Origin of the sequence: Cobetia sp. 3AK (assembly GCF_029846335.1) — a bacterium.
Lineage (GTDB): Bacteria > Pseudomonadota > Gammaproteobacteria > Pseudomonadales > Halomonadaceae > Cobetia > Cobetia marina.
This window is the reverse complement of the sequence record NZ_JARWKR010000001.1, coordinates 166,170-181,424: the sequence shown is the minus strand read 5'-3', so window position 1 is coordinate 181,424 and position 15,255 is coordinate 166,170. Positions and strand designations below refer to the sequence as shown.

Here is a 15,255-nt window from a genome sequence, read left to right as displayed (position 1 = left end):
GGCTGGGCGTCTTGTGAGATAAGGCGGGTTGCAGAGAGGGGCTCAGTATTTCGGCTCGAGCTCCAGCTCGCGAGCCCCGGGGTAGAGCTCAAGCGGTGTCTTGCGTGGCGTGGTGCCAGCTCCCTGCCCTTGCTGCCCGGTACGTGACCTGGTGTCACCGTTGCGCCATGAGGAAAGCGGCGACGTGCGATCAGGCGAGACGCTGCTGGTCGACGAGGCAGCGGGACGACGCAGCGCCTTGGCACGAATCAGGGACATGTCCTCGGTACTCAGCAGCAGGCCCTGCTGGGTACGCTCGATCTTCAACAGGCCCTTGAAGTGCCAGCAGCGCATCGGGGTATGGGCGACGCGGTAGCGGTGGCCCTCCACCTCCAGCGATACGGCTTCCCTGGGACGGCAGCCCCGAGGATGAAGCTGTACCTCTTCCAGCAACACCAAGCGATTGAAGTCCTGGGGTTGAAGGACCTGGTTGCCTTCATGCATGCGCACCGGGAAGGCGTGGTTGTCACGGGACAGTTCACGTCGCTTGTGGTTGACGCTGCCAGACCCTTCCAGGACACCCACGCCACAGACGTGCAACAGTTCGCCGTCGATCTGCTTGATGACAAGCACCTCGACGTGGCGTTGCTTGAACAGTTGATTACGCAATGAGCTCAAGGGCATGGCGGGAATCCTCTCTGGCAGCTTCTGGCCTCTTTTCAGTGGCGGGTCGCCAGACGGGTTGGATGGCGTTGAAGCGATATCTGTCGACTATATCATACGCCGTCCTGTCGAGGATTTCCTGAATCCAGCGCCTTGGTGCAGTGATCTATGCAACCTGTCGCTGGATTCATGGGCGTCTTTGATGACAAGGGCTGAGGCGTCTGGTGCCAAGGGCTCATGTCACTCGTACTTGCCAAGTACCGCCCGGCAGATGTCGGCAAAGCTGCGGGCTTCCGGGGGATGCTCAAGGTGGAGCCCGAGGGCCTGCCCGACACGAGATGCCGCGATCAAACCACGGATGCAGGGGTGGCAATCGCTGTCCTCTTCCGTGACCAGCAGGTGGGATTCTCCGCTCTGACGCAGGGTCTCGACCAGATCGCCCACCCTGGCGCGCTTGAGCACTGACAGGGCAATGCCGTGCAGCTCGGCGCGTGGCACCTGCACCATGTCGACGGTGACTTCATCACGCTGCACATCGAAGCGTGTCATGGCCCGCATCACCACCCGCCCGCCTTGTAGCTCGCGGGAGGTGACGACGCCGGTGAAGGTGCCGTCGTGATCATGCACCAGCAGAAGACGCACGCCTGCCTGTTTCATGGTCGCCAGCGCCTGACCGATGGAGGCGCTCCCCTGGATGCTGCGACCCGCGGTCACCGAGAAATCGGTCAGCAGTTCGCTGGCGGGGCTGTCCATGTTGATGTCGCCCAGAGGCTGGAGAGGCAGGCGTGAGGTGGTGACCTGTTCAAGCGGTTTCACTTCGAGGGTGTGATAGGCAGATGGGGCGATGGCATTCATGGAATGACTCCGATACTTGATGAACGATGAGCGTCTGCAAGATGAGAGTCACGCTGATCAAGGGAGTTTCCTGCACCGGGAGTAACGGCTTGTTGCTGTTGTCGCAACCACTGATGCAAGGCCCCGCTCGAGAGGCGGGCGTGTGACTGGCGCGCGGAAAGACGCCTGTCTGGCAGCAGACCGGCAGGATGGGGCAGAGGCGAAGTGACTGGCGAGAAAGCCGGTTGGGGCGGGGGGTGTGAAAGATCCTGCGCTGAATGACAGCCGGATGTGACAAGGCACGGCGTCCTCCCGGATCAGGAATCACGTCGTGCCTTGTTCATGCAGAGGGCAGTGAGCTCATCACCGTGTCAGTAGGCCCAGCTGTTGTTCCGGATTGGCAACAATGCGCCGCTGGCTCCGTTTCAGAGCCCTCATGTCGAAGTCCTTATGCCAGAGCCCTTATGCCAGGGCTCTTATGCCAGGGCCCTTATGCCAAGCCCTCATGTCAGAGCCCTGATGCCAGCATGCTCACGGCATCACAGCCACTCTTTCAAGTCGCCGCGCACCGAGTCTAGGAAGGTGATGAAGTCCGTCTGACCCTCACCATCGCAGCGATCGACCTTGCAGGCGAGCTTCATGCGAGTCCCGGCCACGATCTCGTCATAGACCTCAAGCGTCAGCTTCTCCACCTCGGCATCGGCAGGCTCCCGCTCGCCATCTGCCAGACTGAAGGTGGTGATCAGCGTGCCACGCAGACGGGTAGTGCCGCCTTCGGCGACGATCCTGCGGACTTTCAGCCAACCTTCGCGCACCAGGACATCCCCCTGGGCATCCTTGTGCTTGTAGATCGTGCGGTAGCAGGCGTTTTCCGAGGCACCCTTGGCCGCCATGCTCTGGTAGGCCTGAATCATGCGGGTCGCCATGGTGCCGGCTTCGGCAATCTTGCGACGGGCAGCACGGTGTTCGCGCTCGAGACGATCCTGCTTGGAGAAACGCTGCCACAGGTGGAAATCGCGCGTCAGAGTGGTCGCGTCCATTGAATACTCTCTTGTTGCATGAAGGCCGTTGCCCCTTGGCGGGGGAAACGGACAAGGATGGTGGCGGGAGGCAGGACCTTGTGGTCGTGCTGCTCCGGCCCGGCAGTCAGGCGTATCACTGATGGCCCTCATCATCCCTAATCCGAAGGGCGCTGCCAAGGCAAGCGTCGCCGCGCATGAGCGTCGAGCATTGCGCGGCCCCGTGGCATCCACCGTGGTTGATGCGCCATGCAGCCTCACCGGATAATGGGCCGCATTCAATGCGCGGCCAGGTCATGTCGAGGGGGATGGACATCGTGTGGATGAGGGATGGCATTTGAGGTCGGCGGCATCGATTGCGGCGCCTGTCAGCGAGACGTGATCAGGCTGGCTGTCATGCAGGAGTATCAGGCTGCCATTTGCAGGTGATGGCACCTCACTCACACTCTTGCCTGAAATCCTCTACGAGATGTGGCCCCTGGCGCAAACGCCTACAACGAAGACTTGGCACGTCCATATGCCTTTCCCGCGTCAAACGGCGACGTTATGTCACGTTATGCCCCCTTTCCTGCATGCCTTAAATGACGCGCATGGACTGTCGCCATCACGTTTCACACTCGAACGTGAGGTAGACTGGGAGCATTCAGACGGTATGAGATTCTCACACGGGACACATGGAAGGTGTCAGTTCAAAGAGGAAGGAATCATGGCGAAACCTGATCGCCGTCGGGCCGGGGAGAGGACCGGTCTGGCTGGGGTGAAGTGGCGTTGGCCGGCTCCAGGAGGGCTGGCTGAGCGGCATGCCGGGCTCTATCAATTGTTCATGTGGTGCTACATCAGTGCGCTGGGTTGCCACATCGGCTATTTCGCCCTGCTCAGCATGCAGCCCTACCCGCAGCCCGTCGTCGCCCAGGTGGTCGGGACCTTGCTCACCGTGGCTTCCATCATCCTGCATCGCAGGGGACACCTGCAGACCGCGTTGCTGCTGCTGGTCGTGCCGGTATCGCTCAAGGCGTCATGGTGGGAGCACCAGTTCGGCGTGGGTGCGGGATTCGAGTACTACCACATCCTGTCGATCTTCTTCATCTGCATCGCGCCGATGGCGCGGATCACGCGTCTCCTGACCAGTGGCGGCCTGCTGATCTTCTATCTGATCGCCCAATCCCTGCCGGGGCCTGTCTACATCGGCTCCTATGAGTTCATGGCCACGGCCAGCATCGTCAATCTCGTGATCTGTGTCACCTTCATCGGCCTGGTGGCCATCGAGATGGGGTGGGAATCCGAGCGGCGCGAGAAGCGCTATCTGCTGGAGTTGCGCCATGATCAGCTGACGGGGGCCCTCTCGCGGCTTGCGCTCAGGGAGGAGGGCGCACGCATGCTTCAGGAGGACGGGCTGGGGGTGTTGATGATCGACGTGGATCACTTCAAGACGATCAATGACACGCATGGGCACGCCAGCGGTGACGATGTGCTGGTGGAGCTGACACGCCGTCTGAGTCATCACCTGCGCGGCAGTGATCTGCTCTGTCGCCAGGGGGGCGAGGAGTTCGTGGCATTGTGCCCCAGCAATGATCGCCAAGGGTTGCGACACGCGGCCGACCGGCTGCTGCAGTCCATCAACGGACGCGCCTTCGTGTTGAACAATGGCAAGCTGCTGCGGGTCACGGTCAGTATCGGCGTGGCCCAGGGAGGGCCGGCCACGGCAGCCGAGTCCTTGCTGCCGGAGCTGATCCGTCGTGCGGACCAGGCGATGTATCGCGCCAAGCGTACCGGTCGCAATCGGGTGGTGACGGCCTGGGACATGCTGGATGAACCCCGCAGCCAGGCCGACGCGGCCGATATCCCGGCGACAGCACAAGCCACCGCCCCGATGCCGAGTCCGGCGTCATCCTCGTCAGAGATGCGTCTCTGTGTGGAGGGCTCCCAGCGCGAGACGCGACAGCAGGACACTCACGGCGAAGGTAGCTCCCATGTCGCCGGGACTGGATGCTATGGCTACAAACGTCCTTGAATCGCACCGCTCCCGATTACGGTCGCGCCACTTCCATGGCCGTGCCCGGGCAGCCCGGTGGCAAGACCCTTTCTGCGTATTCCGGAGATTGAGATTGATGATCGATACGAGTGGTGGACGCGCGGGGCGTCTCTGGCAGTGCCTGTTCATGACCGCAGCCTTGTTGACGGCAGAGATGACACTGGCGGCTCCTGCAACGACGCAGGACGGTGATGTGAAGGCCGGCCAGGCCAATGCCGCCGCGCCAGCTGTGGCGCCGGCCCTGCCAACGGCTGCCAAGGCCGGCAACAGCATCTATCGCTGCATGCTCGACGGTGTCCCCACCTGGCAGCAGCAGCCCTGTCATCAAGGGGATGCGCCGGTGGCGCTGGATGACTCCCTGACGGTGGTACCCGCTGCGCAACGCGGGCCGGCAGATCTGGAGGAAGACGCCACCGCGGAGCGTCTCGAGCGCGAAAAGCAGCGGACTCTGGCGGCCCGTCAGGAGAGTCAGCGCCAATACCGGATTCGCTCGGCCATCGATGATGGCTATCTGGTGGAAGGCATGAGTGAGTCTCAGGCGGTGTCCTTGCTGGGCAAGCCCAGTGATGTCAGCGAGACCATCGCCGACAACCAGTCATGCCGTCTGCTCAGCTGGTGGGGAGATGTTCGTGTCCAGTTCTGCAATGACGAGGCTGTCTCCATCACCGCGACGCAGCGGGACTGACGACCTGAATCCCTGCTGGAAGGGGGCCGAGCATGCCTGGCTGCTTGAGTCTTTCGAATCGAGGCCCGGATATTCAATTGTTTAGAATATTTGCATAATAGCGGCATCTTCTAGCGTCGATATGCCGTTATCGGGCTGGTTGTTGCTTTCTTGAGACAGCCGGGTGGTGAAGTTGCCACATTACCGAGTTTATCGAACAGTGTTAGATTACTCTCCGAACGCAGCGGCACGCCCCTCAAGTGTTATCCAGGGGCATGGCTGACTGGTCGACGAGCCAGGCTGCAACACTATTCGGTGAGGAGAACACGCATGAACAAGTCCATCCTGATTGGCGCGATCGTTGCTGCACTGGGCATTGGTGGTGGAGTGGCGATCGGCAGCTATACGGCCAGCAACTCAGGCCCTGAATACGCCGATATCGTGGCGGTGGATGCGGTGACGGAAACCGTGACCACCCCGCGTCAGGTATGCCACAACGAGACCGTGACCCATCAGGCGCCCAGCAAGGATACCCACAATGTCGTCGGCACTGCCGTCGGTGCGATCGTCGGAGGCGTGGTGGGCAATCAATTCGGCGGTGGCAACGGCAAGAAGGTATTGACCGCCGCGGGTGCCGTGGGTGGCGGCTATGCCGGCAATCAGATCCAGGGACAGATGAAGAAGGGCGATACCTACACCACGACCGAGCAGCGCTGCGAGACAGTGCAGGATGCCAGCGACAAGGTGGTGGGTTATGACGTCGAGGTCGACATGGGCGACGAGACTCGCACCGTGCGTCTTGAAGACAAGCCGGACGTGAAGCGCTTCGAGATTCGTGACGGTGAGCTGGTACTGCCACAGCAGGGCTGAGGCCAGATAGCCGAGCGGTCAGGCGGAGACGAAGAGCGTCGACAGGCGCGGCTCGATGAGTTCTCTCAAACGTTTCCCTCGATCGCTCTGCGCAATAGTCGCCAGACCAGAAGACCCCCGACGGAATCCGTCGGGGGTCTTCTGGTTTCTGGACATCCAGCTCTCTGGGCATCCAGCCGTACCCTGTTTAGTCAGCCTGTCAGACCGTCAGGTTCTCTGGTCGTCAGCTGGCATCCGCTGTGGAGGGCAATGCCTTGGCGATCTCACGTGCCAACTGCTCGCCGGTCACACGCCAGCCTTCGCCCAGGCTGTTGACCAGTGCCGGATAGCCGTCATCCGTCAGTGGAGTCAGCGTCTGGATGTCGCCTTCCTCCAGCACGCTGCCATCCACGCCGCGCAGGCGCCAGCGACCGGTGATGACGGACTGGCCATCATGGCGACCGATGAAGCGATCCAGGCTGACGCTCAGGCGGGCACCCTTCAATCCGCTCAGGCTGGTATCCGCGATACGGTACTGGCTCAGCGGCTGGGCGGGGCTGGCTTTCAGCTGGTTCAGCAGCTGGCGGGTCAGCATGTCCTGCAGGTCATCGGCCCACAGGTTCTGGCTGGCCTGTACCAGGGTGATGTCGTCCGTCTGATAGACCAGACTGCCGCCTTCCAGGTAGCTAGCCAGTTGCACCGGCATCACTTCCAGCAGGGGTGCATCGGCGGCAACGCTGCGCTGGGCAGCGGTCTGTGTCGTCTGTGGTAGCAGGTAAGCGCCACCAGTGGCGGCGGTCGTGCAACCCGCCAGTGTGCCGAGCATCAACAAACCTGCCATCAGGCCGCCGAAGCGGCCCTTGTGCGACGTTGAAGTGCGCGGTGAGGCAGACGCGCTGCACGCTTGCGGCATGGCTGCCGTGCGGGTCGAGAGACTCATGGCTGTTGTCATCATTGGGCCCTCGGAATCGGATCACGGGTCGTCGGTTTGTCGAAGATCAGGCTTGAGGGATTCTTCTCCAGCGTGTCGAGCAGCGGCTCGGCCTTCTTGAGCACGCGGTCCAGGCGCTCGAGGTCTCCCTCCAGCTTGCGATAGGCAGAAGACTCCGGTGTCAGGCCATCCAGGGTGCGATTGAGGTTGTCGAGGCTGGTGCTGATGTCGCTCGGCAGCTTCTGTACCTCATCGGAACCCAACAGGGCATCGACATGGCCGGCGGTCTTGTCGAGACGCTTCACCAGGCTCTCGGAGGCTGACAGGGTCTTGTTGAGATTGCCCAGTACCGGCTCGATGTCCAGGCCATTGAGCTTGTCGAGCAGCGCATTGAGCTTGGCTTCCATCTGCGCGAGGCCGCCTGACACGCTGGGCATGACCTCGATGTCATCGAAGGTATCGGTCTTGTACGGCGGTGGATTGTCATAGAAGTCCAGGTCGACGAACAAGGCACCGGTCAGCAGGTTGCCGGACTTGAGCGTCGCGCGCAGACCACGCTTGAACAGTCGCTCCAGTCGCTTCTCCCACTGCTTGACGCCTTCATCATCGACCTGACCCTCGAGGCGTTCCGGTTCGATGCGAATCAGCACGGGAATCTCGAAGCTGGAGAGCGTGCGTACCCGCTGATGGGTCAGGCGGTAGGGCACGCTGACCACCGTGCCCAGTCGCACGCCGCGGAATTCCACCGGTGCGCCACGCGACAGGCCGCGCACGGTGTCGTCGACCATGATCACGTAGTCGATGGCCTGATGGAAGCTGCCTTCACGGGCCTCTTCCTGATCGGAATACAGGGTGAAGGAGGTGTTCTCCACCACAGGGCGGCCACGCGGCAGGTCCTCGGGGATGCCGAAGGCGACCCCGCCGCTCAGTACGCTTTCCAGTGACCCCACGTCCACCTGAAGCCCCTGGGAGTCCAGGCGCAGGCTGACACCGCTGGTGGACCAGAAGCGCGTGGTCGAGGTCACCAGCTCGTTGTAGGGCGAGTCGATGTACAGGGTGTAATGCATTTCCTTCTCGCTGGGGCGGAACTCGCTGGATTCCACGCGCCCCACGACGAAGCCCTCGTAGGTGACGGGGTCGCCATCGGACAGCACGCTGCCATCATTGCTGGTCAGGTCGATGCGCAGCCCCTTGGCGTCCTGGGTCGTGACCGGAGGTTGCTCCAGCGCCACGAAGTGGTCGGCTTCCTCGCGACTGTCGCCGGGCTGCAGCTGGATGTAGGCGCCTGACAGCACGGTATTCAGACCACTGATGCCTTCGCGTCCGATACGCGGCTTGACCACCCACAGACGCGTGTCCTCATTGAGCATGCGCTCGCTGTCCTTGGACATGCGTGCCGTGACGATGGTCTTGTCGAGGTTGTCCGACAGGCGTACGGATTCGACCTTGCCGACCTCGACGTTACGGGTCTTGATCAAGGTCTTGCCGGCCTCGATACCTTCTGCCGTCTCCATCTCGATGGTGATCTGCGGGCCACGGCTGGCGATGTTGTGCCACACCATCCAGGCACCGATCAGCAATGCCACGATCGGGACGATCCAGATCGGCGAAAGACGGCGTCGGCTTTCACGACGCGCACGAGAGTCATCACTCATAGGTCATCCTGTGACGGTGAATCGATTGGGGAGGAAGCGGGGGAGACCTCACGTTCCTTGCTTGCCTGGAGAAGGCCGCTGGTCGCGACTCGCGCCTCCTGTGGCGTATCCCAGACAAGACGTGGATCAAAGCTCTGGGCGGACAGCATCGTGAGCACCACCACGCTGGCAAAGGACAGCGCTGCCGGCCCCGGGTGCACGGACATCAGGGCGCCCAGCTGGATCAATGCCGCCAGCAGCGCCACCACGAAGACGTCGACCATCGACCAGCGGCCGATGTACTCGGTGATGCGATACAGCGTGACGCGCGCGCGGGCATGCTGGACCTGCGGGCGTTGCGCGCTGAGACACAGCCAGGCGATGGCGATCATCTTGGAGGCCGGCACCAGGATGCTGGCAATGAAGATGACCATCGCGATGGGCCAGTCTCCGTGGGACCACAGCACCACGATACCGCCGGCGATGGTCTGCGGGTCGCTCTCGCCCAGACTCACGGTACTCATGATCGGGAAGAGGTTGGCCGGCAGATACAGTATCAGCGCCGCGATCAACCACGCCCAGGTACGTTGCAGACTATGTGTCTTGCGCTGATGGACCGGGTCGCCGCAGCGCCGGCAGTTGACGTGCTGGTCCTGCGTGCATTCGTTGATCAACCCGCAGCTGTGACAGCTGCCCAGCCCCTGCAGCGCGGCCCCCAGCCCCGGTCTGGCTGTCTCCGGGGCCGGCGGCTCGCCCGCCAGAGCGAACCACATGCGATCACCGTCGATGCTGGCCAGGGTCTTGGTCATCAGCAGGGCGAAGGCACAGAAGGCCCAGAACGACGGGCCGAAGCTGATATCGGCCATGCCGGCGATCTTGACCAGACTCACCATCACGCCCACAAGGAAGACATCGGCCATCATCCAGGGGCGCAGATGGCTGAGCGTTCTGGCAATGCCGCGAATGCCGGGCAACGCCACCTTCAGGCCGATGGCCGTGTGGGTGTAGATCACCCCGATCAGGTAGAGCGCCGGCAGCAGCACGATGGTCAGAATCAGCAGCACCGCCAGCGACGGATACGACTCTGCCGTCAGCGCCGCTGGCGTGTCCACCAGACTGAGGCTGGCGGAGATGCCGCGGGTGGCAAAGGCGATGAACTCGAAGGGCAGCGTCAGCCCCAGCATCACCAGGCACGCCGTCGCCAGTGCCAGGGTGCGCTGGACGGAATGGGCATGGCGTTGGGCGAAGAGATGATCACAGCGTGGGCAACGCGCCCGCTCGCCGGTCTTGAGCGCCGGAAGGGCCACGACCAGGTCACAGCATTCGCATGCGCGAAGTCGCCGCCGTGAGACGCTGCGCGTGACAGGCGCGAACAGTGTCGGCGGGTCACGTCTTTCCAGGGTATGGCGCGCAAGACGACGCAAGGCAGCTAGAGGACGAGGCATGTCTCTCCTGAATGAAGGGGCGCGTTGGCGCCATGCCGGATGAAGGCGAGTGGCGAGAATGACGAGGGCGAAGTCCGGGTGACTGGCGCCTGCCCCGGTGGCAGGCAAACACTGTTCGATACCTGCATGATGCCGCAAAACTCGCCTCGCACTCAATGCCCGCCAATGCGAAGCATCGCTCACGAGACATCACGGGCACCCGTGCCGTCATCGATCCACCAGACGCATGAACCGACACGCCGCCCGGAGAGGGCGGCGTGCAGGGCCATCACGCGAGGTGACGGCAATGAGGAAGCGTGCGATCAATGCTCAGACAAGATCGTCTTCCTGGCTTGCGGCTTCATGGGCCCGCTTGAGCTCTTTCGGCTCCCCGAACACGCGGCGAACCACCACATAGCAGACCGGCACCAGGAAGATCGCCAGTACCGTGGCCGAGATCATCCCGCCGATCACGCCGTTGCCGATGGCATGACGGCTGGCCGCACCGGCACCGGTCGAGATGGCCAGTGGCACGGCCCCCAGGGTGAAGGCCATGGAGGTCATCAGGATCGGGCGCAGACGCATGCGTACCGCTTCCATGGTGGCGTCGATCAGTGAGCGGCCCTGGACCTCGAGGTCCTTGGCGAATTCGACGATCAGGATCGCATTCTTCGCCGAGAGCCCGATGGTGGTCACCAGGCCGACCTGGAAGTAGACGTCATTGTCCAGGCCACGCAGCCAGGTGGCGAGCAGGGCGCCGAGGACCCCCAGCGGGACGACCAGCATGACGGAGAACGGAATGCTCCAGCTCTCGTAGAGCGCGGCCAGACACAGGAAGACGAAGACCAGCGAGATGGCATACAGATAAGGAGCCATGCCGCCACTCTGGGATTCCTGCAGTGAAATGCCCGTCCATTCCAGCGCGACGCCATTATCGAGCTGGCCGACCATGTCTTCCATGGCCTGCATGGCCTGACCGGTGGAGTAACCCGGTGCCGCCTGACCCAACAGTTCCATCGAGGAGACGCCATTGTAGCGTTCCAGCTGCGGAGACCCATAGGTCCACTCACCGTGGATGAAGGCGTTCAGTGGCACCATCTCACCAGAGGTGTTGCGGACGTACCACTTCTTGAGATCTTCTGGCTGCATGCGTGCGCTGGCTTCTGCCTGCACGTAGACCTTCTTGGTGCGGCCGTTGTCGAGGAAGTCATTGACATAGCTCGAGCCCCACGCCGTGGAGAGAGTCGAGTAGACCTCTGACAACGAGACGCCCATCGCTGTCGCCTTGAGCTCATCGATGTTGAGCGTGAACTGCGGACTGTCCTCCAGACCATTGGGACGCAGGCCGGTCACTGCTGGATTCTGAGCTGCCATTCCCAGCAGTTGATTGCGTGCATTGGTCAGCGCTTCATGGCCGATACCCCCTCGGTCCACCAGCATCATGTCGAAACCGCTGGCGTTGCCCAGTTCCATGATCGGTGGCGGGTTGATGGCGAAGACCACGGCTTCCTTCAAGGTGTTGAAGTAGCTCTGAGCTTGTCCGACCACGCTGAAGGAGTCACGAGTACGTTCATCCCAGGGTTTGAGGTTGATGAACGCCAGGCCCATGTTCTGGCCTCGGCCAGCGAAACTGAAGCCGGCGACGTCGAACATTTCCTGAACGGCATCTTCCTGATCGACGAGGAAGTGATGCTCGACCTTTTCCAGCGTCTCGAGCGTCTGTTCCTGAGTGGAGCCCACCGGCAGGATGACCTGATTGAACAGATAGCCCTGGTCTTCATCGGGCAGGAAGCCCGTGGAGATGCGAGTGAACAGTACCCCGCAGCCGACCACGATCAAGGCGTAGACCAGCATGGAACGGCCAGTGCGCTTGAGCATGCCACTGACGCCTTTCTGGTAGCGCGCGTTGGAGCGGTCGAAGACCCGGTTGAACAGCCCGAAGAAGCCGGTGGTCTTCTCCTTGGTCGGCTTCAGCAACGTGGCGCACAGGGCCGGTGTCAGGATCAACGCCACCAGCACGGACAACGTCATGGCCGAGACGATGGTCACCGAGAATTGACGGAAGATTGCCCCTGTGGTGCCGGGGAAGAAGGCCATCGGGATGAACACGGAAGACAGCACGAGACCGATGCCGACCAGAGCGCCGGTGATCTGCCCCATGGACTTGCGCGTCGCCTCGAGCGGCGAGAGCTTTTCCTCATGCATCACGCGCTCGACGTTCTCCACCACCACGATCGCATCGTCGACCAGCAGCCCGATCGCCAACACCATGGCGAACATCGTCAGGGTATTGATGGAGAAGCCCATCACTTCCAGCACCCCGAAGGTGCCCAGCAGAACGACCGGGACAGCGATGGTGGGGATAAGCGTGGCACGGAAGTTCTGCAGGAACAGAAGCATTACCAGGAAGACCAGCGCCACGGCTTCCAGCAGCGTCATCACCACTTCTTCAATGGAAATCTTGACGAAGGGCGAGGTGTCGTAAGGTACCTTGAAGCTCATGCCCGGGGGGAAGTAGTCGGACAGCTCACCGAGACGATCCTTGACGGCTTGTACGGTGTCCAGTGCGTTGGCACCCGAGGCGAGCTTGATGCCCAGCCCTGCAGCAGGCTTGCCATTGTAGCGGCTGACGGTGCTGTAGCTTTCCGCCCCTTTCTCGACACGGCCGACATCGCGCAGATAGACCTGAGAGCCATCTTCCTGTGTCTTGAGCAGAATGTTGCCGAACTGTTCCGGTGTCTCGAAGAGTGTCTGAGCCACGATGGTAGCGTTGAGCTGCTGACCCTTCACCGCCGGCAGGTTGCCAAGCTGGCCCGAGGCGATCTGGTTGTTCTGCGTGCTGATGGCCGTGGTGACATCGCTGGTGGTCAGCTTGAAGTTGTTGAGCTTCTGCGGGTCAAGCCAGACGCGCATGGCCCCCGGTGCGCCGAACAGTTGAGTTTCGCCCACGCCCTGAACGCGAGCTACCTCGTCCTGAATATCGGAGGCGACATAGTCGGTCAATTGCTGTTTGGTCATGCTGCCATCGTCAGAGACGAAAGCTGCCACCATCAGAAAGCTACCGGACGATTTGGTGACCGAGACACCCTGGTTCTGGACGGATTGCGGCAGGCGCGGGGTAGCCAGCTGCAGCTTGTTCTGCACCTGCACCTGAGCGATGTCGGGATCGGTGCCAGTGTCAAAGCTCAGCTCGATGCTGGCATTGCCCTGGGAGTCTGAACTCGAACTCATGTACAGCAGATTGTCGATGCCGTTCATCTGCTGCTCGATGACCTGAGTCACCGTATCTTCTACCGTCTGGGCTGAAGCGCCGGAGTAGGTGGCCTGAATGGTAATGCTGGTCGGGGCCAGCGAGGGATATTGCTCGATCGGCAGCTTGAGGATACTGAAGATACCCCCCAGCATCACGATGATGGCGAGCACCCAGGCGAAGATAGGGCGATCGATGAAGAATCTGACCATGACGTTTGAGGCTCCTGGAACGTCGTTCGGGACGTGCCGCCAGTCAGGCGTGATACGCATAGCTCAGTGACTGGCGACAGTGGCGCGAAAAGAGGCGGCAGGCTTACTGGCGATTGCCAGTCCCGGCCGGTTCACTTTCCGAGGAGTCGCTGACCTCAGTCTCGGACTGAGCCGAGCCATTCTGGTCAGTGCTCGTCTCGTTGGCAGCGATCTCGACCGTGGCACCCGGCTTGATCTTCTGCAGTCCGCTGACAATGACCTTGTCATTGTTGTCGAGGCCATTGGTCACCAGCCACTGATTGTCGATGGCCTGACCGATCACTACCTGCTTGGCTTCGACCTTGTTGTCAGCATTGACCGTCATCACGCTCGCATTGCCTTTGCTGTCACGACTCACGGCTTTCTGCGGAACCAGAATGGCATCCCTGGCCACCGTCTCCGTCAGGCGGGCACGCACGAACATGCCGGGCAACAACAGCTCGTCCTCGTTGGGGAACAGAGCGCGCAGCGTGACCATGCCGGTACCTTCATCGACGGTGATATCCGCAAACTGCAACTTGCCCTGAGTGCCGTATACGCTGCCATCTTCCATTACCAGTTCCACCGATGCTTGAGCCGGTGCTGCGGCGGCATCGCGATTCTCGGCCAGTTCACGCTTGAGGCGCAGAACTTCGGTAGCGGACTGGGTCACGTCAACATAGATGGGGTCGAGCCGCTGGACCGTTGCCAGACTGGTGTCCTGGCTTGCCGTGACCAATGCGCCCTTGGTGACGCTCGACTTGCCGATACGACCGCTGATGGGGGCCTTCACCACGCTGTAATCCAGATTGATCTGGGCGCTGGTTAGGGCAGCCTTGGCAGAGGCGACATCGGCGCGATCCTCGCCGACGGTCGCCACGGCATCATCATAATCCTGTTGGCTGACCATCTTGCGTGCCACGAGGTTCTTGAAGCGCTTGGCCTTGAGGCTGGAGGTGTTGAGGCTCGCCTCGGCACGCGCCAGACTCGCCCTGGCGCTCTCGACATCGGCGCGATAGGTGCGTGAATCAATGTGATAAAGCGCCTGCCCCTCCTTGACGTCACTGCCTTCGGTGAAGTCACGCGATTCGATGATGCCTCCCACCTGCGGACGTACTTCAGCGATCTGATAGGCGCGCGTGCGGCCCGGCAGCTCGGTGGTGATAGGCACATCCTGCGTGGTGACGGTAATGACATCGACCTGAGCGGCCTGGCTTGCACCTGCGGCGGGGCCTTGGGCAGCCTCTTCCTTGTCGCCGCTACAACCGGCCAACAGGGCACCGATCAGCAGCAGGCTTGCCGGAAGCAAGCCAAGGCGGCGGGCATTGACGGCCAAGGGTTGTCTCTGCAGGCGGGGTAGACGGAGGGAAGTCGGGGCCATGGAGCGTCCTTTACGAAGTTCAGGGGCTGAGGTGCGTTTCAATCGTCACACCCTGGCCCGCCGCGGGTGCGGCACGCCAAGGCAATGGTGTCATGATGAGAAAAATATTTAGCCAGCTATTCTATCGGAATGGCGAGGCGGCTGTATGGTTGTTTTGTGCAGTTATTGCGCATCGTGCTGCAACAGATTGTTGCCAGGTGATCAGCACCTTATGTTCAGGCTTGCATGATCCTGGCAATACCTTTCTCTTGCCATCATGTGGATCGTTCTCATGCATTGCCCCACTCTAGCTTCGTGAGACATGAGGCGGTGACAGCCCATCCTATGCGTCAATGGTGCATAAGTTAGCAGATAGAGGTGTATGA

11 protein-coding genes are annotated in these 15,255 nt (G+C 61.6%); 3 read left to right on the top strand and 8 right to left on the bottom strand.

What is annotated here, in order from left to right; all coding sequences use genetic code 11:
* Window positions 1-42: 42 nt before the first annotated feature.
* The 3 genes from QD228_RS00785 to QD228_RS00775 all read right to left on the bottom strand — a co-directional run bounded on the left by QD228_RS00785 (window position 43) and on the right by QD228_RS00775 (window position 2,516).
* On the bottom strand, window positions 43-663 hold the full coding sequence (locus tag QD228_RS00785) for a hypothetical protein (RefSeq protein ID WP_279874116.1): 621 nt from the start codon (window positions 661-663) through the stop codon (window positions 43-45).
* 219 nt (window positions 664-882) lie between these two features.
* Entirely contained in the window at window positions 883-1,497 is a 615-nt protein-coding gene (locus QD228_RS00780) for a CBS domain-containing protein (RefSeq protein ID WP_279874115.1), read from the bottom strand.
* 518 nt (window positions 1,498-2,015) lie between these two features.
* The gene (locus QD228_RS00775) at window positions 2,016-2,516 is read right to left on the bottom strand and encodes a hypothetical protein (RefSeq protein ID WP_077372220.1); all 501 of its coding nucleotides are present in this window, start codon (window positions 2,514-2,516) and stop codon (window positions 2,016-2,018) included.
* 685 nt (window positions 2,517-3,201) lie between these two features.
* Here QD228_RS00775 and QD228_RS00770 point away from each other — a divergent pair.
* From QD228_RS00770 to QD228_RS00760, 3 genes are all read left to right on the top strand, one after another.
* Entirely contained in the window at window positions 3,202-4,506 is a 1,305-nt protein-coding gene (locus QD228_RS00770) for a GGDEF domain-containing protein (RefSeq protein ID WP_191236703.1), read from the top strand.
* A 97-nt stretch (window positions 4,507-4,603) separates the two neighbouring features.
* Complete coding sequence (locus tag QD228_RS00765; protein WP_279855093.1) at window positions 4,604-5,212, top strand: hypothetical protein; 609 nt, start codon at window positions 4,604-4,606, stop codon at window positions 5,210-5,212.
* 309 nt (window positions 5,213-5,521) lie between these two features.
* Window positions 5,522-6,061, top strand: a complete 540-nt coding sequence (locus QD228_RS00760) for a glycine zipper 2TM domain-containing protein (protein ID WP_279874110.1) — start codon at window positions 5,522-5,524, stop codon at window positions 6,059-6,061.
* A gap of 223 nt (window positions 6,062-6,284) precedes the next feature.
* Here the strand turns inward: QD228_RS00760 and QD228_RS00755 are convergent, their stop codons facing one another.
* From QD228_RS00755 to QD228_RS00735, 5 genes are all read right to left on the bottom strand, one after another.
* Complete coding sequence (locus tag QD228_RS00755) at window positions 6,285-6,980, bottom strand: ABC-type transport auxiliary lipoprotein family protein (protein ID WP_279874109.1); 696 nt, start codon at window positions 6,978-6,980, stop codon at window positions 6,285-6,287.
* An 11-nt stretch (window positions 6,981-6,991) separates the two neighbouring features.
* The gene (pqiB, locus tag QD228_RS00750; RefSeq protein WP_084209108.1) at window positions 6,992-8,626 is read right to left on the bottom strand and encodes an intermembrane transport protein PqiB; all 1,635 of its coding nucleotides are present in this window, start codon (window positions 8,624-8,626) and stop codon (window positions 6,992-6,994) included.
* A complete protein-coding gene (locus tag QD228_RS00745) occupies window positions 8,623-10,050 on the bottom strand; it encodes a paraquat-inducible protein A (RefSeq protein WP_084209107.1) in 1,428 nt (475 codons plus the stop codon). Before QD228_RS00745 ends, pqiB begins: the two co-directional genes overlap by 4 nt.
* Window positions 10,051-10,359: 309 nt before the next feature.
* Window positions 10,360-13,491 carry an efflux RND transporter permease subunit gene (locus QD228_RS00740; protein ID WP_176492971.1) on the bottom strand — a complete coding sequence of 1,044 codons (3,132 nt, stop codon included), beginning with the start codon at window positions 13,489-13,491 and terminating at the stop codon, window positions 10,360-10,362.
* Between the two features lie 103 nt (window positions 13,492-13,594).
* Entirely contained in the window at window positions 13,595-14,890 is a 1,296-nt protein-coding gene (locus QD228_RS00735; RefSeq protein WP_279874108.1) for an efflux RND transporter periplasmic adaptor subunit, read from the bottom strand.
* Window positions 14,891-15,255 lie beyond the last annotated feature (365 nt).

Bases quoted from the DNA above. Each gene is read 5' to 3' on its own strand.
- QD228_RS00785 (WP_279874116.1), bottom strand. From the start codon at position 663: ATGCCCTTGAGCTCATTGCGTAATCAACTGTTCAAGCAACGCCACGTC.
- QD228_RS00780 (WP_279874115.1), bottom strand. From the start codon at position 1,497: ATGAATGCCATCGCCCCATCTGCCTATCACACCCTCGAAGTGAAACCG.
- QD228_RS00775 (WP_077372220.1), bottom strand. From the start codon at position 2,516: ATGGACGCGACCACTCTGACGCGCGATTTCCACCTGTGGCAGCGTTTC.
- QD228_RS00770 (WP_191236703.1), top strand. From the start codon at position 3,202: ATGGCGAAACCTGATCGCCGTCGGGCCGGGGAGAGGACCGGTCTGGCT.
- QD228_RS00765 (WP_279855093.1), top strand. From the start codon at position 4,604: ATGATCGATACGAGTGGTGGACGCGCGGGGCGTCTCTGGCAGTGCCTG.
- QD228_RS00760 (WP_279874110.1), top strand. From the start codon at position 5,522: ATGAACAAGTCCATCCTGATTGGCGCGATCGTTGCTGCACTGGGCATT.
- QD228_RS00755 (WP_279874109.1), bottom strand. From the start codon at position 6,980: ATGAGTCTCTCGACCCGCACGGCAGCCATGCCGCAAGCGTGCAGCGCG.
- pqiB (WP_084209108.1), bottom strand. From the start codon at position 8,626: ATGAGTGATGACTCTCGTGCGCGTCGTGAAAGCCGACGCCGTCTTTCG.
- QD228_RS00745 (WP_084209107.1), bottom strand. From the start codon at position 10,050: ATGCCTCGTCCTCTAGCTGCCTTGCGTCGTCTTGCGCGCCATACCCTG.
- QD228_RS00740 (WP_176492971.1), bottom strand. From the start codon at position 13,491: ATGGTCAGATTCTTCATCGATCGCCCTATCTTCGCCTGGGTGCTCGCC.
- QD228_RS00735 (WP_279874108.1), bottom strand. From the start codon at position 14,890: ATGGCCCCGACTTCCCTCCGTCTACCCCGCCTGCAGAGACAACCCTTG.